The sequence below is a fragment of the Evansella vedderi genome, assembly GCF_030813435.1.
GTDB lineage: Bacteria > Bacillota > Bacilli > Bacillales > Salisediminibacteriaceae > Evansella > Evansella vedderi.
On record NZ_JAUSUG010000005.1, the window covers coordinates 116,501 to 137,777 of the forward strand.

The 21,277-nt window shown below is 36.9% G+C and carries 23 protein-coding genes; 17 read left to right on the forward strand and 6 right to left on the reverse strand.

Annotated features, from left to right (window positions below; translation table 11 throughout):
- Positions 1-2 precede the first annotated feature (2 nt).
- The 5 genes from J2S74_RS08090 (at position 3) to J2S74_RS08110 (ending at position 4,042) form a co-directional block, all read left to right on the forward strand.
- Complete coding sequence (locus J2S74_RS08090; protein ID WP_307324040.1) at positions 3-1,265, forward strand: peptidase U32 family protein; 1,263 nt, start codon at positions 3-5, stop codon at positions 1,263-1,265.
- Positions 1,265-1,900: a uridine kinase gene (gene udk / locus J2S74_RS08095; RefSeq protein ID WP_307324042.1), complete on the forward strand. Its 636-nt coding sequence runs from the start codon at positions 1,265-1,267 to the stop codon at positions 1,898-1,900. Before J2S74_RS08090 ends, udk begins: the two co-directional genes overlap by 1 nt.
- A 269-nt stretch (positions 1,901-2,169) precedes the next feature.
- A complete protein-coding gene (gene greA / locus J2S74_RS08100; RefSeq protein ID WP_307324044.1) occupies positions 2,170-2,643 on the forward strand; it encodes a transcription elongation factor GreA in 474 nt (157 codons plus the stop codon).
- 145 nt (positions 2,644-2,788) lie between these two features.
- On the forward strand, positions 2,789-3,271 hold the full coding sequence (locus tag J2S74_RS08105) for an ATP-binding cassette domain-containing protein (protein WP_307324046.1): 483 nt from the start codon (positions 2,789-2,791) through the stop codon (positions 3,269-3,271).
- Between the two features lie 90 nt (positions 3,272-3,361).
- Positions 3,362-4,042 carry a YrrS family protein gene (locus tag J2S74_RS08110; RefSeq protein WP_307324048.1) on the forward strand — a complete coding sequence of 227 codons (681 nt, stop codon included), beginning with the start codon at positions 3,362-3,364 and terminating at the stop codon, positions 4,040-4,042.
- 41 nt (positions 4,043-4,083) lie between these two features.
- Here J2S74_RS08110 and J2S74_RS08115 read toward each other — a convergent pair whose 3' ends face one another.
- Positions 4,084-4,293 (reverse strand): DUF2536 family protein, encoded by a 210-nt coding sequence (locus tag J2S74_RS08115; protein ID WP_307324050.1) that lies wholly within the window; start codon positions 4,291-4,293, stop codon positions 4,084-4,086.
- Positions 4,294-4,489: 196 nt separating this feature from the next.
- On the opposite strand from J2S74_RS08115, the gene mtnN reads away from it, so the two are divergent.
- Together mtnN and J2S74_RS08125 are read left to right on the forward strand one after the other, a co-directional pair.
- Positions 4,490-5,191 carry a 5'-methylthioadenosine/S-adenosylhomocysteine nucleosidase gene (gene mtnN, locus J2S74_RS08120; RefSeq protein ID WP_307324377.1) on the forward strand — a complete coding sequence of 234 codons (702 nt, stop codon included), beginning with the start codon at positions 4,490-4,492 and terminating at the stop codon, positions 5,189-5,191.
- A gap of 273 nt (positions 5,192-5,464) precedes the next feature.
- The gene (locus tag J2S74_RS08125; protein ID WP_307324054.1) at positions 5,465-5,701 is read left to right on the forward strand and encodes a YrhC family protein; all 237 of its coding nucleotides are present in this window, start codon (positions 5,465-5,467) and stop codon (positions 5,699-5,701) included.
- 104 nt (positions 5,702-5,805) lie between these two features.
- Here the strand turns inward: J2S74_RS08125 and J2S74_RS08130 are convergent, their stop codons facing one another.
- Complete coding sequence (locus J2S74_RS08130) at positions 5,806-6,438, reverse strand: NUDIX hydrolase (RefSeq protein WP_307324058.1); 633 nt, start codon at positions 6,436-6,438, stop codon at positions 5,806-5,808.
- Between the two features lie 150 nt (positions 6,439-6,588).
- Between J2S74_RS08130 and J2S74_RS08135 the strand changes: the two genes are divergently transcribed.
- Positions 6,589-6,831, forward strand: coding sequence for an HPr family phosphocarrier protein (locus J2S74_RS08135; RefSeq protein WP_307324061.1), 243 nt, complete (start codon positions 6,589-6,591; stop codon positions 6,829-6,831).
- Between the two features lie 295 nt (positions 6,832-7,126).
- Positions 7,127-7,300: a hypothetical protein gene (locus J2S74_RS08140; protein WP_307324064.1), complete on the forward strand. Its 174-nt coding sequence runs from the start codon at positions 7,127-7,129 to the stop codon at positions 7,298-7,300.
- Between the two features lie 37 nt (positions 7,301-7,337).
- Here J2S74_RS08140 and J2S74_RS08145 read toward each other — a convergent pair whose 3' ends face one another.
- Positions 7,338-7,955, reverse strand: coding sequence for a class I SAM-dependent methyltransferase (locus J2S74_RS08145; protein ID WP_307324067.1), 618 nt, complete (start codon positions 7,953-7,955; stop codon positions 7,338-7,340).
- 397 nt (positions 7,956-8,352) lie between these two features.
- Between J2S74_RS08145 and J2S74_RS08150 the strand changes: the two genes are divergently transcribed.
- From J2S74_RS08150 to sigK, 3 genes are all read left to right on the forward strand, one after another.
- On the forward strand, positions 8,353-9,093 hold the full coding sequence (locus J2S74_RS08150; RefSeq protein ID WP_307324070.1) for an HAD family hydrolase: 741 nt from the start codon (positions 8,353-8,355) through the stop codon (positions 9,091-9,093).
- A gap of 148 nt (positions 9,094-9,241) precedes the next feature.
- On the forward strand, positions 9,242-10,003 hold the full coding sequence (locus J2S74_RS08155) for a hypothetical protein (protein ID WP_307324073.1): 762 nt from the start codon (positions 9,242-9,244) through the stop codon (positions 10,001-10,003).
- A 212-nt stretch (positions 10,004-10,215) separates the two neighbouring features.
- On the forward strand, positions 10,216-10,932 hold the full coding sequence (gene sigK / locus J2S74_RS08160) for an RNA polymerase sporulation sigma factor SigK (protein ID WP_307324075.1): 717 nt from the start codon (positions 10,216-10,218) through the stop codon (positions 10,930-10,932).
- Between the two features lie 68 nt (positions 10,933-11,000).
- Here sigK and deoD read toward each other — a convergent pair whose 3' ends face one another.
- Positions 11,001-11,708, reverse strand: coding sequence for a purine-nucleoside phosphorylase (gene deoD, locus J2S74_RS08165; RefSeq protein ID WP_307324078.1), 708 nt, complete (start codon positions 11,706-11,708; stop codon positions 11,001-11,003).
- A 199-nt stretch (positions 11,709-11,907) separates the two neighbouring features.
- Here deoD and J2S74_RS08170 point away from each other — a divergent pair, with 199 nt between their 5' ends.
- Positions 11,908-12,957 carry an HD-GYP domain-containing protein gene (locus tag J2S74_RS08170; RefSeq protein WP_307324080.1) on the forward strand — a complete coding sequence of 350 codons (1,050 nt, stop codon included), beginning with the start codon at positions 11,908-11,910 and terminating at the stop codon, positions 12,955-12,957.
- A 278-nt stretch (positions 12,958-13,235) separates the two neighbouring features.
- On the opposite strand, the gene J2S74_RS08175 is transcribed toward J2S74_RS08170, so the two are convergent.
- Both J2S74_RS08175 and pssA read right to left on the reverse strand, forming a co-directional pair.
- The gene (locus J2S74_RS08175) at positions 13,236-15,440 is read right to left on the reverse strand and encodes a CBS domain-containing protein (RefSeq protein ID WP_307324082.1); all 2,205 of its coding nucleotides are present in this window, start codon (positions 15,438-15,440) and stop codon (positions 13,236-13,238) included.
- Between the two features lie 269 nt (positions 15,441-15,709).
- Entirely contained in the window at positions 15,710-16,252 is a 543-nt protein-coding gene (pssA, locus tag J2S74_RS08180) for a CDP-diacylglycerol--serine O-phosphatidyltransferase (RefSeq protein ID WP_307324084.1), read from the reverse strand.
- A 111-nt stretch (positions 16,253-16,363) separates the two neighbouring features.
- Between pssA and J2S74_RS08185 the strand changes: the two genes are divergently transcribed.
- The 4 genes from J2S74_RS08185 (at position 16,364) to J2S74_RS08200 (ending at position 21,239) form a co-directional block, all read left to right on the forward strand.
- Positions 16,364-17,146: a phosphatidylserine decarboxylase gene (locus J2S74_RS08185; RefSeq protein WP_307324086.1), complete on the forward strand. Its 783-nt coding sequence runs from the start codon at positions 16,364-16,366 to the stop codon at positions 17,144-17,146.
- A gap of 44 nt (positions 17,147-17,190) precedes the next feature.
- Positions 17,191-18,321, forward strand: coding sequence for a CdaR family transcriptional regulator (locus J2S74_RS08190; RefSeq protein WP_307324089.1), 1,131 nt, complete (start codon positions 17,191-17,193; stop codon positions 18,319-18,321).
- A gap of 126 nt (positions 18,322-18,447) precedes the next feature.
- Positions 18,448-19,860 carry a glycolate oxidase subunit GlcD gene (gene glcD, locus J2S74_RS08195; RefSeq protein ID WP_307324091.1) on the forward strand — a complete coding sequence of 471 codons (1,413 nt, stop codon included), beginning with the start codon at positions 18,448-18,450 and terminating at the stop codon, positions 19,858-19,860.
- Positions 19,857-21,239, forward strand: a complete 1,383-nt coding sequence (locus tag J2S74_RS08200; RefSeq protein WP_307324093.1) for a (Fe-S)-binding protein — start codon at positions 19,857-19,859, stop codon at positions 21,237-21,239. The genes glcD and J2S74_RS08200 overlap by 4 nt, the downstream gene beginning before the upstream one ends.
- The last annotated feature ends 38 nt before the right edge of the window (positions 21,240-21,277 follow it).

A 21,277-nucleotide genomic window follows, 5' to 3' on the forward strand; every position in this document is an offset into this window, starting at 1 on the left:
ATATGGAACAAATAACAGTAAAAACTGCAGAAGGTAAACGGATAATCACGAAAAAACCTGAGCTTTTAGCTCCTGCAGGTAATTTAGAGAAATTAAAAATTGCTGTTCATTATGGTGCCGACGCTGTTTTTATTGGTGGACAAGAGTTTGGTTTAAGGTCTAACGCAGACAATTTTTCCATTGAAGAAATGGCAGAAGGAGTTCAATTTGCAAATAAATATGGTGCTAGGATTTATGTGACAACAAATATATTTGCCCATAATGAAAATATGGATGGGCTTGATGAATATCTTCAAGATTTAGAACGGGTAAGTGTGGCAGGAATCATTGTTGCAGACCCTTTAATTATTGAAACATGCAAACGGGTAGCCCCTAAATTAGAGGTTCATTTATCTACTCAACAATCCCTTGCTAACTGGCAAGCGGTGAAGTTTTGGAAGGAAGAAGGCCTAGAACGTGTTGTCCTAGCACGAGAGGTTGGACTAGAAGAAATGCTAGAAATGAAAAGAAATGTGGATATTGAAATAGAGACGTTTATTCACGGTGCTATGTGTATTTCCTACTCTGGAAGGTGTACCTTAAGTAATCATATGACTGCTCGAGATTCCAATCGTGGCGGTTGCTGCCAATCTTGCCGCTGGGATTACTTCTTATACGAAGAAGGGGAATCGCAAGAAACGGCACTATTTACTGAAGAAGATGTACCCTTTGCCATGTCACCAAAGGATTTAAACTTAATTGAATCCATCCCTAAGCTCATTGAAGCTGGCATTGACAGTTTAAAAATAGAAGGAAGAATGAAGTCTATTCACTATGTAGCAACTGTTGTTAGTGTGTATCGTAAGGTGATTGATGCTTACTGTGCGGATCCTGACAATTTTGAAATTGATCCGAAATGGTTAGAAGAGCTTGCGAAATGTGCAAACAGACCAACAGCACCTGCTTTCTTTGAAAATATTCCTGGTGTGGACGAGCAGCTCTTTAAAAATCATAGTCAAAAAACAACACATGATTTTGCAGGATTAGTATTGGACTATGATGATAAAACTGGTATCATAACCCTTCAACAGAGAAACTATTTCCGTCCTGGTGACGAAGTGGAATTCTTTGGACCTGAGATCGAGAACTTTACTCAAAAGGTCGGTAACTTGTGGGATGAGGATGATAATGAGCTTGACGCAGCCCGTCATCCTTTACAAATTGTGAAATTTAAAGCTGAGAAGCCAGTTTATCGTAATAATATGATGCGAAAGGAAGCAAGATAATGAATAAAAAGCCGGTAATAATCGGTGTAGCCGGTGGATCAGGATCTGGAAAAACCACGGTCGCTAATAAAATCTATTGCAAATTTCAAGATCGAAGTGTTGTTATGATTGAGCAAGACGCTTATTATAAAGGCCAAAGTCATTTACCGATGGAGGAAAGGTTAAAAACAAATTACGACCATCCCCTTGCCTTTGATAATGAGCTTCTTATAAAGCATTTGACGAAGCTTCGAAATCGTGAAGCAATACACAAACCTGTTTATGATTACGCAAATCATACCCGTTCAGATGAAGTTATTTTAATAGAACCGAGAGATGTTATTATTCTTGAAGGAATTTTAATATTGGAAGATGAGAAATTAAGAGATATAATGGATATTAAATTATATGTAGATACTGATGCCGATTTGCGAATCATTCGTCGCCTTATGAGGGACATAAAGGAAAGAGGAAGAACAATCGATTCCGTAATCGATCAGTATACATCCGTTGTTCGCCCGATGCATCTCCAGTTTATAGAACCGACGAAGAGATATGCCGATATTATTGTACCTGAGGGTGGACATAATCAAGTTGCTATCGATTTAATGGTAACAAAAATAAAAACTATTCTTGAAGAAAAATCAATTTTGTAATAGCATAAGGTAAGCAATAATAAAACGGTTATCTTTTGAATAAAGTTAATGGATCAGCGCCCCAATATCTTTTTTAGGTTTCTGTTAAAGAGGTAATTGGGCGCTGAAACGTTTATGAAGATGAGGTACTATTCATTTTTTCTTTATGGTTTCATAGGCTTCAATATACCGTTTTATATAATTATTTAATATACTTAGGGTGCCAATAGAAAAAACTTGAAAGCGCTCACGAACTGGAATTTTTTTACTAGACTGAAGGAGTGAACAAAATGGCAGAAGAAAAACATTACATGACAGTAGAGGGCAAGGAGAAATTAGAAAAAGAACTTGAATACTTAAAAACAGAACGACGAAAAGAAGTCGTTGAACGTATAAAAGTTGCTCGCAGCTTTGGAGATCTTTCTGAGAACTCCGAATACGATTCAGCTAAAGAGGAACAAGCCTTCGTAGAAGGAAGAATTGGAACACTAGAAAAGATGATCCGCAATGCGGTAATTATCGAAGAGGATACTTCTAACACATCTGTGGTTTCCCTTGGAAAGACTGTTACCTTTAAGGAACTTCCAGACGGAGAAGAAGAAGTTTACACTATTGTTGGACGTGCAGAAGCAGACCCAATTGAAGGGAAGATTTCTAACGATTCACCAATGGCACAAAGCTTAATGGGGAAAGCAGTTGGCGATACAGTAACTGTTTCTACTCCAGGCGGCGACATGAAAGTAGAGATCATTGAAGTTAAATGAAGGTAATTATTTTCCCTTAAGGGCTCTGCCCTTAAGGTTTTTTTGGTTTTAAAGAGATGGAGGAGCCTAAAGCAGGAAAAATGACCGCGTGCCAGCTAACCACAGGTTCCCTTCCCAAATCTATATTGACTTTCAAAATACTTAAATGGATGAACCTACAGATGGTTTAGACAGTATAGCGAGGCAGCAGTTCCTCGATTTAGTACAGCAATATATGGAGAAGGAATACCGCTCTATCGTCTTATCTACTCACTACACGAAGGAAGTAGAAGGTATTTGTGACTATGTCCTATTCATCAAAAATGGAAAGCTGCAATTTACCATTACCTCTAAGTCAACGATGATAAGCAGCTGTGATGATATAGTAGAAACGACACGATTATCTGTAGGGGATATAAAGCTTCCTTCGGAGGAAACTAGAGATCTAGTACAAATGTATTTTCTTCGCTATTTTGATGAGATATGGGGAGACGGTACATCGCGTTATTACAGTCATACATTTCGGTTAAGTTATCGGCTCACTGAACAGGAGACTAATCAATTTATAAAAGATTTCAACAAAGAGGATATTAAAATAATGCTAGAAAACCCAAGAGTGTCAGGCGGTGCCATTGAACTTTCCTTTTAAACGGCCATATTTTGACTATTAATCTCGAATAAATCCAGTAGATGCATTATAATATAGGACAAGGGAGTATTAAAGGAGGAACATTATTCTATGAATCAGTACGGAAACTATGGCCCCCGTCGATCTGAAATGAGAAAAAAGCAAAAACTAAATACATGGTTAAATGGAGCAATTATTATTTCGATTATTGGGATTGTTTTCTTTGCTTCAACACTCATTTTTGGAGGAGGTAGTTCAGAACCAGCAGCAGGTGATGAGTTAGAAGAAGAACAAAATGCCCTTGAAGAGGATGTATCAGTTGAAGATGAGGAAGGATTAGAGGAAACTGTTGGAACGGAGGAATCCACAGATGATTCCACAGAAGAGGATTCGGAAGGAAGTAACGAAACGGAAACAGATAATACTTCCTCATCAGAAGAGGCTAATGGAAATGAAAGTGAAGAAACGACCCCATCTACTGTTGTTGGTGAAGGCCAGTGGGCACCGATTGGTACCGTCCAAGAAGAGCCGTTTGTTGCAGTATACGAGAAAGATCATGTGAACTGGGAAGAAATGACCCGTGCTCTCAAGTATGCTACGGGTTTAGGGGATGATATGATCACTTGGCATATAGGAAATGGCGGCGACCACGAGAGTGCTGTCGGTATTGTTAGTGATTATGCTAATCGTAAAACACCATATGAAGTGCGCATTGAATGGGTAACCAATGAAGGGTGGATGCCTGTTTCAGTTAACCAATTGGAAGAAAATCCAAGACTGAATAACAATTAATAAAAAGAAATGAGGCTGGAAATTATTCCAGTCTCATTTCTTTATAGATTAGCTTTAAAGTGAACAACCGCAGTATAAGTTTTTCTCCCGGATTTAGGGTCCATACATACATCGTGAGAAACATGATGAACAGATAGCATAATAGCTTGATTGTCCTCTACTTTTTTTGCAATTTCCTTTTCTAATGTATGGAGATCATTGGCCTCAAAAAACTCGATCTTATCCTTTAGGAAGCTTGTTTGAATCATCATACGGTCACCTCGTCTTATCTTATTTATTACTATTACTACTATTACTAGCATAATGGAAAGCTGGTGAAAAATACAAGAGAACACAAAAGTGGACTTGCCCTTAGACAATTGTTCCGCTATGATAAATAAAGGTATTTTTACATAACAATGCACTTCCGTAATTACCATAATGTTAAACGAAAGTAGGTTATAAATGATGCGTATAGGTATTATCGGCGCTATGGATGAAGAAGTGGAGCTATTACGTTCTAAAATGACTATTTCGGAAAATCATGTAACTGCAGGCTGTGAATTTTTTTTAGGAAAGCTTCAAGGAGTAGAAGTAGTGTTGTCAAAGTCCGGTATAGGTAAGGTCAATGCTACCATTAGCACAACCTTAATGAATCAACTTTATAATCCAGATTATATTATCAATACAGGCTCAGCTGGGGGCTTTCATCATGAGCTAGCAGTGGGTGACATTGTTATTTCAACGGAAGTTCGTTATAACGATGTAGATGCAACAGTATTCGGCTATGAATTTGGCCAGGTTCCCCGTATGCCAGCTTTCTATAGTCCTAATGAAGAGTTGATATCTATTGCTGAGGAGTGTGCCAAGGAAATTGGAATAAACTCCGTGAAAGGGTTGGTCCTTTCTGGTGATTCCTTTATGAGTGATCATGCACGTGTAGAAGAGATTCGTCAGAGGTTTAACGATCCTTATTGTTCTGAAATGGAAGCGGGGGCAATTGCACAAACATGTCATCAATTTCAATGCCCATTCGTTATCATTCGATCCTTATCGGATATTGCAGGTCAAGATGCAAAGGTTTCTTATGACCAATTCTTAGAAACAGCTTCCGTTAATTCGGCAAAAATGGTTTTATTGATGCTCGAGGAGTTAAGAAAGAAAAATTAGAAGAGGCAGTTCCATAAGTAAATAAGGGAGACTTAAAAGGTTAAAAAAAACCTTTTGAGTATCCTTTTTTTTGGGTATTCAAGTGAAAGCATAACAAGCAAAGGGGAGTTTTAAATAAGGAATTGTAATTTTTATGGAAATCATTACTACGTCCGTCAAACCAGAGACATGTTATACTATTCATAGTTTCATATATGAGTTAAAGAGATAAATATATAAAGCTGATAACTGTTATAAAATATTTTACTCTCCTATTAGAAAAGGTGAATAGATATGTCTGAAAAACAATTGACGGATTTAAAACATAAAGTAACGGACTTGAAACGATTTGCATTTATACTATTAGCCCTTAGCGGGTTTTTATGTGTGGGCCTTGTTTTACCAAACGAAGGTGTTACTGTACAACAACAAGGAATGTTAGTAGGGCTAGTGTTCATCCTATTAATCGGTGCTTTTGGATTACACCGTATAGCAATGGAAACTCAAAGAAAAATTAATGAAGAAGAATAACTCACAATAGTTTGGAATAGGCAGTGATGGCATTTGCTTCACTCGTCGCAAATACAGCGAGGGTTTCTCAAAAGGTTAAAACCATACCTTTTGAGAAACCCTCTTTAATTCTCAATAAATTGTTTCATTTCCTCGATTACATGGGCAAGAATCCTAGCTGTTATCCCCCATATAACATAATTGTTATATTCATAAAAAAGTTCTTTTACGCTACCGGTCCGCCAATTGTAGTCCTCCCCGTTAGGGATCAAATGGTATGGAAATTCCTTTTCTGGTTCCACCTTTAAATATATATGGTGTTCCATAGGTTCCATTATTAGTAACTCAGAAAGGGGAACATAAAGGACTTCCCTTACCTCTCCATCATTTTTGCTAATGTTTGCATCCTCCTCAATAATTCCTAAAAAAGGATAGAGGATCAACTTATATGGAGTGATCATATAGTCCAATTCCCCGATTATTTCTACTTTTGAAGGAGTTACTCCTAATTCCTCTGAAAGTTCCCGTATAGCTGCCGCTTCATGGGAGGGATCTGTTGAATCAACTTTACCCCCTGGAAAACAAATCTCCCCAGGTTGACGAATATTTTCTGCCCTTACCTCAAAGATCATATGATATTCACCGTTTATTTTCATAAGTGGAACAAATAGGGCAAAACGGTGATATTTGTTGAAGTCCATAATTTGTCCTTTACGAGAACGAAAGTGATGTAACCACCCCTGGTTTAGATTTTCCAAAGTATTCACTCCTTGCTGTTTTACCTTTTACTTCTTTATCATAACAGAATTTTTTGTTAAGTAATTATCACTTGCTTATAATAATTAATTGTATTTCCATTAACAGAGCAATATAATGTAACTAATAAATAAAAGAGGGAGTGTTTTCCAATGAAGTTAACCGTTCAAAAACCAATTTTTGCTGAATCAGCTAGTAAACTTGTGAATTTAGCGGGTGATCATGCTTCTACTATTTTAATTAAGAAGGATCACTGGGTCGTTGATGCGAAAAGTCTGCTAGGTGTGTTAGCCCTTGCGTTACAGCCTGGAGAAGAAGTCGAAGTGAGTGTGGAAGGAGAGTCTGGGGATGAATTCCTTAGTGAATTAGTGAGCTCAGGACTCTTCGAGAAATAAATATAAGAATAAGGAAAATGGGATGCTCCTCCCCAGAGGACATCCCATTTGTATTTTTTCAATAATAAACTAGTGGATATGTACGATTGCCACTTTGTTTTATACATTCTTATTCATTGTTTTTCTTTCGAAATGTTGCTACTATTAACAAAGGTGATAGCTTTTTAAATAGCAATGAGGTGAAGAAATGAATATAACAAACAAAGCCAAAGAATTTTTACAAGAGGTCATGGCAGAACATGGTGTTGAACAGGTTCGAGTTTTTTTCGCAGGGATGGGTTGAGGTGGACCCCAATTGGGCCTGTCTCTGGATGAGACGGCAGAAACGGATATAATGGAAGAAATCAACGGAATAAACGTAGCCTTTGATGAAATGATTTATTCTCAAACAAAAGAGCTCACTTTGGAACTAAAAGAAACACCTGAAGGTAAAGGGTTAACGATTATGGGAAATGAAAGTCATTGTTAAATAAAAAAGCGCTCTCCAGCTTTACTGGAGGGCTTTTTTAGTGGTGTTTTTTTGCCACTGCGACACCAACTGGATAATATTCATTTTCTCTAGGAGGTTCTAATAGGACTCCCCGTTGGAAATAGAAGTCTACCCCTTTGAAACTGGTGAATAATGATTTAAATTCGTTGATTGTTAATTGATGATAATGGAAAGGCTGACTTGTAGGCTTCCCTCTTCCTTGGCCAAATGGGGTAGATAATATTAAAGTTCCCCCCGGTTTTAATAAGCTGTACAGTTGATCCATAAAAAATAGGTCATCTTCCACATGCTCAATAGTTTCAAAGCTAATTATAGTATCGAATGTTCCGTGCTTTTTCACTATATGTGGATCTAATACATCACCCTGAACATAGGTTAACAAAGGGTGATAGTAGTTGGCTTTGGCATAATTAACCGCTTCTTGACAAAGGTCTACTCCTAAAAATTCACTTATTACCGTCTTTTTTGCCTTGACGAGCATTTTACTACCATAGCCTGTTCCACAGGCAATGTCTAGCACTCGGCCTTTTACATAATGTATGGCGAATTGATATCGAGCTAAATGCTCTAATAACAATCCATTCATTGGATCCATATTGTTTGGAATGACTCGCTCTCCAGTATCCTTTAACACATTAATCACCGCTTTTTTATTTTAGGCTATTTTATAAAAAGATTATTGTTTTTAATGAGAATATAATATGGCTTGGATACGCTACAAGCGGATCAATTACGCCTAAAGGCAGTCCACGTCCTGAGTCTGGGATTACTCGACGCAACCTACTTGAGGAAGCTTCTCAGGTCCCGCTTGTGGGCAACGGTGCAACGTCACCGTTCTGTTTCCGCGGGCAACGCTGGAGACGTCGCCTTCCGCTACTTCAAGCTGTTCAAAAAAAAGCAACAAAGTTTTATCTTATTTTAAGGGTTTTATTATACCATTTTTGAATTGTGTTCCAAATATTATCATGAAAAGTGTGGATATGGTATAATTCGGTTTGTTGAAATAAGAGAGAATGAGAGGTAGCTATATAATGGCAAAAGCAATCTTATTTGATTTAGATGGAACATTACTACCAATGGACACAGAGTCTTTTGTTAAGGTATATATAAGCCAGTTAGCACCAAGAGTTGCCCATATTATGGATCCAAATGATTTTATTAAAGCTCTTTGGACTGGAACAGAAGGGATGATGCGTAATTTAGATCCTGAAAAGACAAATGAACAGGTTTTTGAAGAAACATTCTTGAGCATTATTCCTGTAAAAAAAGAAGATATTTGGGCTACTCTAGATGAATTTTATGAAAATATTTTTCCTACTTTTTCACACCTGTGTGAACCTACACCTGTTGCTAGACAGATAGCAGAAGAAGCACTCCACCAAGGTTATAAAATAGCTGTAGCTACTAATCCAGTCTTTCCGAAGGCGGCGATATATCACCGATTAAAATGGGCTGGAATTGATGATATCCCCTTTGAATTGGTAACGGTATATGAGGAAAGCATGTTCACAAAGCCTCATTCTCAATATTATAAAGATATTTATCAACGGCTAGAAGTAAAGCCGGAAGAATGTATCATGGTTGGAAATGATAAGCAAGAGGACATGGTGGCTAGTGAAGTTGGCATGAAAACCTTCTTAGTGGAAGGGTTTGTGATTGATCGTGGTGAACCTCAATATACTATTGATGACCAAGGTACTTTAAGTGAACTATATACAAAGCTTAAGGAGCGGACAGGATTGTTTGCTGATAGATCGTTAACAAATCATTAAAACCGAATTTCCTTGAAAAAGCCCATAGGTAAATATGGGCTTTTTCACATTCTAGAATTTTAAATGAACAATGTCAAAGTCCACAATGTGCTCATATAGTAATAAGGCGAATAACTAAGTAACATATAAACGTAATGGGGTATTTACAATGAAAAATATTTTTTTTAAAGCGGTACCTGGGTTATTTCAACGGAGAAAAAATATAAAGAATGATAACCAACAGTTTTATTACGATAACAAAGTTATGGATTCCATTAACAAGTTACAGAAGGCAAATCATAAGTTAGTAGATAAGATAACAAGCTTAAATGAATCAACTAACAAGGTTGGAGAGAAAACAGAAGATCTCTTTCAAATAATTGATAATATTAAATACGATCATGCTGAGGAAATGGAAAAGGTCTTAGGTCAAATGTCAGAATTAAATGAAAATCAAAAGCTGGAAATGGAAGATATGAAAAATTATTTAAAAAATTTACAGCGAAAACAACAGGAGAAGATGGGCAGACAACTGGGAGATTTAAGAACTAACCTTCAACAATTAAAGGAGTTACAAGACAAAAACCAAATTAATTCAACGAATGACCATGAAATTTTAACTGTTTTATTAGAAGGGCTGTATGACCGGTTGGATACTCTTCAACAGAACCACAAGAAGGAAATTGGACGAATTGCTACCAAACTTGGTGAAACGAATAAGGATATTCAAGAGAAAAGTAATATTCAATTGGAATACAGTAAAACGCATTCTGACCTTCTTTATAAATTGCGGGAACAGCATTTTGATTATGAAAGTAATCAATTGGAGGAACAAAAAAAGTTAGTGGACATCATTGAAGAATTGCGTGGAGACATGAAGAAGCTAGAAAAGTTGATGGAAGTAAGTGAAGGATTAATGAAAACTAAATAATGAAAACGAGAAGAAGAAGGGAGCTAAGTATAGGGAGATTTTATCTAAGCTAAGCAGCTGCCTTCTTTTTTCATTATTTTCTAAATATTCCCTTCTATTTTTACAATTAAACCATAAAATAAATATTTTACATCAATTAAAAAAGACAGACACAGACAACCACCGGTGTGCATATAAATGAGGTACAATGCCCAAAAACGGAGGTGCAGTGCATGTCCAGTCTAATTGCAGCAATTACACACTTTGTGAAAGAATTGTTTGTCTTTGTTTCCTTTGTCAAGAACAATGCATTTCCACAGCCGTTAAATGCAAAGGAAGAAAAGGAATACATTAAGCGGATGAATGAAGGAGATGAAGAAGCAAGAAACCTCCTCATTGAACATAATTTACGCTTAGTGGCACATATCGTCAAGAAGTTTGAAAACACACGCGAGGAGAATGAAGATTTAATTTCCATTGGAACTATCGGTTTAATTAAAGCGATTGAGAGCTATTCCCCAGGAAAAGGTACCAAATTAGCAACCTATGCGGCACGATGCATTGAAAATGAAATTCTAATGCATCTTCGTGCATTAAAAAAGGTTCGCAAAGATGTTTCCTTGCATGATCCTATTGGTCAAGACAAAGAAGGAAATGAAATTAGTTTAATCGATGTTCTACAAGCGGAAACGGACGATGTAGTGGAAACAATTCAGTTAAATATGGAGAAGAAACAAATTTATGAATACATTCATGTTTTAGATGAACGGGAAAAAGAGGTTGTAGTTGGTAGATTCGGTTTAGATATGAAAAAGGAAAAAACACAAAGGGAGATTGCTAAAGAGCTTGGAATTTCCCGCAGCTACGTTTCTAGGATTGAAAAAAGGGCATTGATGAAGCTGTTCCATGAGTTTTACCGTCATCAGAAAAATGCATATAAGTCAGATTAGAATATAACAGGGTGTGTCCAAAGGTTCTTGTTTGACCCTTAAAAACACACCCTTTTTACATTCCTTGATTATTCCTCGATAGCAGCAGATAACGCCACATGGACCATTTCGTTAAATGTTTCTTGTCTTTCTTGAGAGGATGTCTCTTCCCCCGTAAGTAAATGATCACTTACTGTTAGGACAGATAAGGCATTTACACCAAAGCGAGCGGCAATTGTATATAATGCCGATGTTTCCATTTCCACTGCAAGAACTTGATGATCTGCAAGAAGCCTAACTATCTCCTTATTATCATTATAAAACACATCGCTAGTGTAAACACTTCCCACTTTAACATTTAAATTTTCTTTTAAAGCCCCTTGATAGGCTCTATTTAGTAGGTCGAAACTAGCTGTTGGGGCAAAGTCAAGTCCGCGAAAATGTAGACGATTCACTCCTGAATCAGTTGAAGCACTCATAGCTAAAATAACATCACGAACCTTTACATCCTTTTGTAAAGCTCCACATGTTCCTACACGAATTAAGTTTTTAACATTATAGCTATTAATTAATTCATGAACATAAATAGAGATAGATGGGACGCCCATACCTGTTCCTTGGACAGATATTTTCTTACCCTTATATGTACCTGTAAATCCCAACATCCCCCTTACTTCATTATAACAGCTAATATCCTCCAAGAAATTCTCGGCTATATATTTGGCACGCAAAGGATCCCCAGGTAATAAAATAGATTCAGCAATTTCTCCCTGCTTTGCTCCAATATGAACACTCATGTTGATCATCCTTCCTATATTTAATGGACTCTTTCTAAACTTACCATAATGAGTTTATTATTTGCAAAAGTGAACGTAAAAATAGGACTATATTCTAAAATTTAGTAAAATAAAAAGTAAAATTGTGAATATTGTATGAATATATTGTAATATAAAGGAAATGGTCGAAAAAAGGGGCGGGAAGATGGTTGTGGTACAAATGAATCAAGATCATAAAATAATAGGCAGAGTGTTGGCCGATGATGTTATTTCTGATTTGGGACATTTTTTACTGCGAAGAGGTATGGTTTTGTCCCCTTGGCATTTACAAATTTTAAAGATTCATAAGATTGAATATGTTGTTTTACAAGACATGGAAGCTCCGCCCCTAAACATTCAAATTAAGAATGTTTTTAAAAATAACGAAGAGGTTTCTAATTTATATTATGAAAATGTTATGGAAATAAAAAGCTTGTTTCAACAGGCTATTTCTCGTGAGATCCCTAGTTTACAAACATTTATGAAGCCCTTTACTCCATTGCTTGAGACAGTTATTAAAGGCAGTAATATTTTATTGGAACTGCACCATATTCGAGGATATGACGAGTATACATATAGACATAGTATAAACGTAGGTTTACTAGCGGCTACGATAGGTAAAATTTTAAAGTATCCTAACGAAATTACAATGATTCTAGGGAAAGTCGGATTCCTTCATGATATAGGAAAAATGAAAGTTTCTCACCAAATTTTAAATAAAAAGGGTCCACTCACGGATCAAGAGTACGGGGAAATAAAAAAACATACCATCTATGGAAAAGAAATTCTTGAAAGTATTGAAGGAACAGAGCAGGCATTGAAAATAGGGGCCTTATATCATCATGAGCGATTGGATGGATCTGGTTATCCTCACAATTTAAGGGGAAAGGAAATCCCCTTCTTGGCTCAAATAATTGCTGTTGCTGATACGTATGATGCCGTATCTTCGGACAGGGTATATAGAAATAAATATGCCCCTCTTGAAGCACTGAATGAGTTAGTAAAAGACGTTTATAATGGACGTTTAAACGGAGAGATTGTCTTACCGTTTGTGAATCATATCATGAATGGTTATATGGGAAATAAAGTAGTATTAAGTGATGGTAGAAGGGGACAAATAGTACACCTACATATTGATGAAATTTATCGTCCTTTAGTTATGTTGGACGATGGACAGTGTATTGATTTAAGAAAACATAGGACTATAGCTATTGTAAATGTGTTTTCATAATAGAAGAGCGTGTCTCAAACTCCCATGTCTTTACAAACACCACGATTTAATGAAAACTATTTTTGGCTGTACTAAATATGGAAGTTGATTTACGCTTCAGGCACTCCAATTGTAGCCGTTGCTTTTCCCGCAGGAAAGAGCGTTTCTTCTTTGAATAATCACCGATTTGTCTCGACGCATAATGCTACAGAGCAATGCTAGCAGAGGAAGAGACAGTTCTCGTGCCTTACGCTTCAATCAACTTCGTTTGAAAAACTTTCTTATAGGACATGCTTTCATTACTGTATTATTTTCTCCAGGATTTTTTCCTTGCTTAGTTCGGGGTTATTTAATTGTAGAGCTTCTGCATTCAACAAGAGCTCTTTAAATTTAGGGCTTGGCTGTAACCCAAATTGTTTTAAATCAGCCCCAGTAACTTTTTTTTGCATTTTCTCCCTTGAAAGGATATATTTCAGTCCCTTTAATGAAGTTTCTTCAGGCAATAAGGTTATAAACACAAGCATTGTTTCTATGCTTATACCTGAAAAATGTTGATGCCAATCTCCCAATAAATCAGGGTACTTTTTTTCTAGTGGATTGTCCTTTACTAGTTCGTAAAGATCCTCTAACAGCATTTGATCCCCTTTATTCAGAGAGTATAACCAAAGTTTATCTTTCTCCCTCTTTAATGGTGTTAGAAGAAGTAAAAAGGAAATCCAAACAGAATCCAAAGTAATTCCTTCTTTTTTTAATGTAATGATATAGCGACTTAGCCTTTTTATTCGTATGTTTATTATATTCCTTGATTCTAGAGTATTTAGGAGGAAAGGAAGCACCCCTAATTCAGCCATTCGTTTTACACCATATACTGGGTCTTCTTCAATAAAAAGTCGTTTTAATTCATTGGCAATCCTTGACTTGGAAACAGTAAGGAGGTTATTAGCCGATTGTTTTGCCAATCCCTCTGTTTGACTGTCCATGGCAAAACCTAAACGACTTTCAAATCGAATTGCCCTTAATATTCGTGTTGGATCCTCTACAAAACTTAAGTTATGTAGAATTTTTAATTTACCTTCTAATAGATCTTCATATCCATGAAAGAAATCTAATAAGGTTCCAAATTGTTCCTTATCGAGAGAAATAGCCATTGCATTAAAAGTGAAGTCCCTTCGGAATAAATCTTCTTTTATAGTGGACTTCTCTACCTCTGGAAGTGCCCCAGGATAATTATAAAACTCTGTTCGTGCACTTATTAAGTCTACTTTTATATTTGATGGATGCCTCCAGGCAGCCGTTCCAAATTTCTCATGATAACGAAGCTGACCACCGTATTTTTCCTGTAAATGTTTGGCTAACTTTAATCCATCACCTTCCACTACAACATCCATATCTTGATTACTTCTTTTGAGGAATAAATCTCGAACCATCCCCCCTACTAAATAAGCTTTTATACCAAGATTACTGGATTCCTTCCTAATGAGCATAAGCAGGCTGTAGACTTTGTCTGAAAGCTGTTCTTCCAGTTCCCTGTTTAAATTATAATTTTGAAGCCTTTTTGATTTTAGATCTCCTATTTGGAATTGTTTTCCTTTGACACTGTGAATGGCTTCTATTACATCCGTACGGGAAACAATTCCAACTAGCACTCCTTCTTCAACTACCGGTAGTCTTCCTATGTTCTTATCAATCATATACTCTTGTATTTGCCCTAAGTTTGTGTATTTGTTAATTGTAATAGGATAGTGACTCATGAAACTCTTTACGGGAATATAACCTAATCCGTGATGAAGTGCTTTATCTATATCTTTTCTTGAAATAGACCCAACAACATTCTCCTTCTCTACAATAGGGAATCCAGTATGACCATATCGATTGAACATTTTAGAAACATCTTTAATGGACATTTCCGGTGTCACCACACGTACAGGACTGGACATTATGTCCTTTGCTGAAAGGGGAATATCAATAAACTGTTGAATCAAGGTTATGTTTGCTCCATTTTCCAAAAACCAGGCTCCAGCAAGTAAGTCCCTCCTTGTAGTTTGTTCAGATGTAAAAGATCCTGTATCACTGTATAACCCAATGGCAAATACCGTGGCTTCAAATGGGGTAATTTCTATAGACGAAGCTTGAAGCTGCTCTGCTATAATAGTAATTGTTGCTCCTACATTCCCTATCTCACCACTGGAAAAGAGAAGGCTTTTATCTGTTTTTGGATGATGGTCGTACACCACAATATTTGGAGTTCGAGAAACACGAAGATTTACATCAACTCCAGAAAAGTTATTTGTATTTACTAAAATCAGATCGGTAACATTACTCCATTCAAAAGTATTGCTCCCTTTAAATGGAAAGTTATCCTTATAAATAGTTAAGAAAGAGTCAACACTTGGGTCAACTTTTTCTGGTAAAATCATGATAGATTGTGGGAACAATTTATTTGCGCCGATCATCGAAGCTAAACCGCCAAAGTCTAAATTTGTATGAGATAGAATTACTTTCATGATCAATCCCCCCAATATGAGGTAATGGTTATGTTTTCGCAAACTTTGTTGATTTTTTTAAAATCTTGGAGAAGCGAAAGGCGGCGACTCCAGCGGGAAAAGCAACAGCTGAAGATACCGCAGGGACGAGCGTTACGAGTAATCGCAGAAGCAGGACGTGGGCTGCCCTTAGGCATAATTGATCCGCCTGTAGCGTATCCAAGCAAACATATAAGCTAAAAAAAGAACAACCCTAAAAAAAATCTCCCATTATGGGAGACTTATAATTATTATACCTTTTTTATTCGAAAATTGCTTATCATTAGTAAAGATAGTGTTAAAATAAGAAACATAAAGACAGGAAGCGCTATCACTTCATTTAAGAGATAACTTATCGTTAGTATACAACCGGCAGCAGTAATAGGTAATCCAACAAAAAAACCTTCCTGTTCTGTCACGTTGAACCTTGCTAAACGAATAGCACCACATGCAATAAATATAATAGTAAACATCATTCCGGAGAAACCAAATTCGTGTAAGATTGATTGGTATATCAGTATAGCCGGGGCAACACCAAAGGAAATAATGTCACATAATGAGTCCAATTGTTTTCCAAGCTCTGAGGAAATGTTCATTCTCCGGGCAACCTTACCATCAAAACGATCAAAAATAGCAGCAAAGCAAATAAATGCTACACTATAGCCAAACTGTCCTTGAATTGCGTAGATCATGGCGAATCCACCTAAACCAAGGTTAATAATTGTTAAGAGGTTAGCTGTTTGGCTACGAAATTTCTTTACGGTATTATCAACAATGTGTTGAAATAGGAGCAATCATCATCCCTCCTTTATTTATGATTTGCCAATACATTTTATTGAAAATTAATTATATCATAATTACTGATGTAAACTACTAAAAAATTTATTATTTGGAGGAAGAACTTTATGCAGAAACAATTATACCGGTCCATGGTGGAATTAACACGAAATCCTATCTATACATCACTCCTCAAATCCTTTGCTACTTCTCGGCTAAGTGGTAAATTAAATCAATCCTTTGCAAAAGCCTTTGGTATAGATGATTCAGAGTTAGAAGGAAGCATTTCTGATTACAAAACGTTAAATGATTTCTTTATTCGCAATTTAAAGGAAGGGACTAGACCCATTGCGGAAGGGAAAGATACAATCGCAAGTCCTGTGGATGGTCTTATTTCCCAAGTTGGAGCTATCAATGAAAGGGCTACATTTCATATAAAAGAGCAAGATTATTCCTTACGAAATATGCTGGGACTAGAAAAAACAGTGGAACGGTATATTGGAGGGACATTTATACTTTTTTATTTGAGTCCAAAGGATTATCACCGTATTCATAGCCCAATAGATGGGGAAGTAACGAAGAGATGGGCCTTAGGAAAATATTCTGAGCCAGTTAATCAATGGGGGCTGCTCCTTGGACAGCAACCGTTGGCTAATAACTATCGTTTAATTACGGAAATAGAAAACATGGGGAAACGGATGGCAGTTGTAAAAGTCGGTGCATTAAATGTAAATAGCATTCACCCAACACAGGTTGAACGAAGGGTAATAAAAGGAGAAGAAATGGCTTATTTTACGTTCGGATCCACTGTAATTTTGTTATTTGAAAAAGATATGATAGTGCAAACAGTTGATGTAAAGGGAGAAGGCATTCCAATAAAACAGGGACAAGCTATCGGTGCTTTGATGTAATGTAACCCTTTAAAATTACAACACTAGGGGAGGGGGGGATCTGGATGAAGCTCCTATCTACTTTAGCCACTCGAATTGTTAAAGAGGTAACCCATATTGTAAATGAAGAGATAATAGTTGTAGATGACAGTGGAATTATTATGGCAGCGAGTGATGAAAAACGAGTAGGCAACTTTCATGAAGGAGCTTATAAAGCTGTTCGAAAAAAAGAAAAATTAATTATATCTGACCAGGATGTGGGGCGGTTAAAAGGGGTAAAGGCAGGTTTAAATTTACCGATAATTTTTGACCACCGAGCTATTGGTGTAATTGGAATAACCGGTAAGCCTGAGAAAGTTAATCATTTTGGAGAATTAATTCAACGAATGACAGAATTAATTATTCAAGCGGCCTACACAAGTGAAAGATTAGCTTCAAAATATCGTGGTTTAGAGACCTTTGTATATGAATGGGTTCATTTAACACAAATCGATCAAGACTTTCTAGAACGGGGAGAAATTCTTGGGATATCTATGTTTCTCCCGAGAGTTTGTGCAATGTATGAGGTCAGGGCAGAGGAATTGGATGCTGGGGATGATCGGTTAATAGAAAAAGAGGTTATAGAACAAATCAGACTATCCTTCCGAGATAATCCCCAAGACTTAGTAGTAAGGTGGGGAAATGGAAGGTTTGTATTACTAAAGCATTTTCATGAGGAAGATAAGAGTCAATTGGAACATGCATTATATCAATGTAAGCAACGGATAAAACGAGAACAAGGTATTGATGTTTTTGTAGGTATAGGGACGACGGAAAAGGAACCAGATAAATTACATCGTTCTTATCATGCAGCAAGAAAAGCATTATTAGTTTCCAAGAAAAAAAGTACTATTACCTTTTATAATGAATTAACATTAGATATCGCATTAACGGAAATAACGGAAGAAACTAGGAGAATAGTTGTAAGAAAGGTTTTAGGTGAAATAGCTAACGATAATGAATTATTAGAGACCTTGAAAGCTTATATTCAACACAACTGTTCCATCAAGGAAACAGCAAAATATCTCCATATTCATATTAATACACTTCACTATCGCTTGAAACGAATTAATGAGCTAACAGGAATGCCTTTAAAAGAAACGGAAAATCTCGTTTCCTTTTATTTAGCCTTATCTTTTTTAAATGAACTTGTATAAATACACAAAAATAAAGTGCTTTCATCTGTGAGAATTGTATTATAAAACATAGATGGGAACGCTTTATTTTTTTATAATATTTTTAATGGGGAAGTAATATTTTCACTTAAATGAGGGGGAATTTTCATGTTAAAGCAGGAAGTTAGGGATATGCTTGTATCCATTGTCGGGGATGATAATCTGCGGGATTCACAGCAGGATTTAATCGCCTATTCCTATGATGCAACACCAAATTATCAAGCGTTACCTGATGCTGTTATTAAACCAAGAAATACAAAAGATGTTTCAGAGATTGTCAAAGTTTGCAATGAATACAAGATTCCTATTGTACCAAGGGGAAATGCAACTAATCTATGTGCAGGTACAACACCGTTAGAAGGCGGTATTGTAATGATTTTTACTCACATGAACCAAATTTTAGAATTAGATGAAGAGAACCTTACTGTTACTGTACAACCTGGAATCATTACATTAAATATGATTGAGGCGGTGGAGGCAAAAGGCTTGTTTTACCCTCCGGACCCCTCTTCTATGAAAATTTCTACCATCGGTGGAAATATCAATGAGTGCTCAGGAGGGTTACGAGGTTTAAAATATGGAGTAACAAGGGACTATGTAATAGGTTTAGAATTCGTTATGCCAAATGGAGATATTGTCCGAACTGGAGGTAAGCTCGCTAAGGATGTGGCCGGATACGATTTAACTCGCCTAATGGTTGGCTCGGAGGGAACGCTAGGTATTATTACAGAGGCAACCTTAAAGCTAATTCCTAAACCAGAGTCGAAGAAAACGATGCTTGCTATGTATAATAGCTTGGAAGCAGCTGGGAAGACAGTTTCGGCTATCATTGCTAACAAAATTATCCCAACTACACTAGAATTTCTAGATCAACCTACCATTCAAGTGGTGGAAGACTTTGCAAAAATTGGGCTTCCAACAGAAGTGGGGGCAATTCTTTTAATTGAACAGGATGGCCCTTTAGAAGTGGTTGAGCGGGATAGTAATAAAATTGCAGAGATTTGTGAAGAAGGAGGTGCCATATCAGTAAAAATTGCAGAAACACCGGAAGAGGGAGAAGCATTGACAACGGCCAGACGAGCTGCTTTATCTGCACTTGCGAGATTAAAACCTACAACTATATTAGAGGACGCAACAGTACCTCGTTCCAAAATAGCAGAAATGGTTCGTGCCATTGAAGAAATAGCCGAACGGAATAACGTTCGAATCTGTACTTTTGGGCATGCAGGGGATGGTAACCTTCATCCAACATGTATGACAGACGCACGGGATAAGGAAGAAATGGAACGTGTGGAAAAAGCTTTTGAAGAGGTGTTTGAAAAAGCGATTGAACTGGGAGGTACCATAACTGGGGAACATGGTGTCGGAGTAATGAAATCACCTTATCTTGCCTGGAAGATTGGAGAGACAGGGGTAAATGCCATGTTAGCTATTAAACAATCCTTTGATCCTAATAATATTATGAACCCTGGAAAAATGTTTGCTAAGGAGAGTCGTAAACGGGTGGTGGTTCAAAAATGAGCAATTCGAAGATAAATCGTACGAATCAAATCGTAAAAGATTTCCAAGAGAAAATGGATTATGATGAATTAATGAACTGTATGCGTTGTGGATTTTGCCTTCCATCTTGTCCAACCTATCGTGAGACAGGAGGAAATGAGGCAGCTTCACCGAGGGGAAGAATTGCCATGATGAAGGCAGTGGTAGATGGTAAAATGACTCCTGATGAGGATTTTGAAAAACAACTAAGCCTCTGCTTAGGCTGCCGCGCATGTGAACCAGCCTGCCCACCAGGAGTTAAATACGGACACCTCCTAGAGGATGCAGTAGATATTCTTCAAAAGAATAAGAAGCAGTCTTCTTCCGTAAAATTTCTTAGAGGGTTTCTTTTTGATCATCTTTTTCCAAAGAAGAGCAATATGATCACTTTTACTGGTTTAATGTGGTTTTACCAAAAAAGCGGGATTCAAAAGTTTGCAAGGGCTACTAAATTAACTAGGCTTGTTGGGAAGCAGATGAGTGCCATGGAGAGGGTACTACCTGACCTTCCTTCACCAAAACAAATGAAGAATCGACCGACATATGTTCAACCAGAGGGAGAAGTAAAGAAGAGGGTAGCGTTCTTTTCCAATTGTATGATGGATACATTATTTTTGGATACAAATGATTCCACACTATTTTTATTAAAGAAGGCAAAGTGTGAGGTTGTAATACCGGAGGATCAAACCTGCTGTGGTGCCATCCTAGCCCATAGTGGAGAAAAGGATAAAGCGAAGGAATTAGCTAAAAAGAATATTGAAGCCTTTGAAAAGGAAAATGTTGATTATATTATATCTAATGCAGGTGGGTGCGGTGCTTTATTAGCGGAATATGATCATTTGTTAAAGGATGAATTAGATTGGTTGCCCCGTGCAAAAGCATTTGTAAGAAAGGTAAAGGACATATCTGAAATACTATATGCTGTTGGATTACCAGAGATGGAGTTACCTCCACAAATTATAACGTATCAAGATTCTTGTCACTTAAGAAATGTGATGAAGACAGCAGCTGCACCACGTAAGCTTTTGCAATCCATCAAAGGAGTAGCCTATAAGGAGATGGTAGAAGCAGACAGATGCTGCGGTTCAGCAGGAACTTACAATATAATAGAACAGGAAATGTCTATGCAAATACTAGACCACAAAATGGTAAAAGTTCTTGATACTAAAGCAACTACTATTGTAACGGCTAACCCAGGCTGTCTCTTACAAATGAAGCTAGGAATTGACAGGGAAGGATACAGTAATACGATGCGAGGGGTTCATATTGTCGATTTGCTAGCAGAGGCTATAAAGTTCAGTGAAGAACAGAAGAAGAACGTATTAGACAAAGAAGGTAAGAAACAACCTGTAAATACTTAATTAGGCTGTATTAATGAGATAATGGTATTTGCTTCACG

Coding starts and splice junctions, on each gene's coding strand:
- J2S74_RS08150 (WP_307324070.1), top strand. CDS start 8,353: ATGGCAAAAGCAATCTTATTTGATTTAGATGGAACATTACTACCAATG.
- J2S74_RS08185 (WP_307324086.1), top strand. CDS start 16,364: ATGCAGAAACAATTATACCGGTCCATGGTGGAATTAACACGAAATCCT.
- J2S74_RS08135 (WP_307324061.1), top strand. CDS start 6,589: ATGAAGTTAACCGTTCAAAAACCAATTTTTGCTGAATCAGCTAGTAAA.
- J2S74_RS08175 (WP_307324082.1), bottom strand. CDS start 15,440: ATGAAAGTAATTCTATCTCATACAAATTTAGACTTTGGCGGTTTAGCT.
- greA (WP_307324044.1), top strand. CDS start 2,170: ATGGCAGAAGAAAAACATTACATGACAGTAGAGGGCAAGGAGAAATTA.
- J2S74_RS08105 (WP_307324046.1), top strand. CDS start 2,789: ATGGATGAACCTACAGATGGTTTAGACAGTATAGCGAGGCAGCAGTTC.
- J2S74_RS08125 (WP_307324054.1), top strand. CDS start 5,465: ATGTCTGAAAAACAATTGACGGATTTAAAACATAAAGTAACGGACTTG.
- J2S74_RS08190 (WP_307324089.1), top strand. CDS start 17,191: ATGAAGCTCCTATCTACTTTAGCCACTCGAATTGTTAAAGAGGTAACC.
- sigK (WP_307324075.1), top strand. CDS start 10,216: ATGTCCAGTCTAATTGCAGCAATTACACACTTTGTGAAAGAATTGTTT.
- J2S74_RS08110 (WP_307324048.1), top strand. CDS start 3,362: ATGAATCAGTACGGAAACTATGGCCCCCGTCGATCTGAAATGAGAAAA.
- glcD (WP_307324091.1), top strand. CDS start 18,448: ATGTTAAAGCAGGAAGTTAGGGATATGCTTGTATCCATTGTCGGGGAT.
- J2S74_RS08115 (WP_307324050.1), bottom strand. CDS start 4,293: ATGATGATTCAAACAAGCTTCCTAAAGGATAAGATCGAGTTTTTTGAG.
- udk (WP_307324042.1), top strand. CDS start 1,265: ATGAATAAAAAGCCGGTAATAATCGGTGTAGCCGGTGGATCAGGATCT.
- mtnN (WP_307324377.1), top strand. CDS start 4,490: ATGCGTATAGGTATTATCGGCGCTATGGATGAAGAAGTGGAGCTATTA.
- J2S74_RS08155 (WP_307324073.1), top strand. CDS start 9,242: ATGAAAAATATTTTTTTTAAAGCGGTACCTGGGTTATTTCAACGGAGA.
- J2S74_RS08170 (WP_307324080.1), top strand. CDS start 11,908: ATGAATCAAGATCATAAAATAATAGGCAGAGTGTTGGCCGATGATGTT.
- J2S74_RS08090 (WP_307324040.1), top strand. CDS start 3: ATGGAACAAATAACAGTAAAAACTGCAGAAGGTAAACGGATAATCACG.
- deoD (WP_307324078.1), bottom strand. CDS start 11,708: ATGAGTGTTCATATTGGAGCAAAGCAGGGAGAAATTGCTGAATCTATT.
- J2S74_RS08200 (WP_307324093.1), top strand. CDS start 19,857: ATGAGCAATTCGAAGATAAATCGTACGAATCAAATCGTAAAAGATTTC.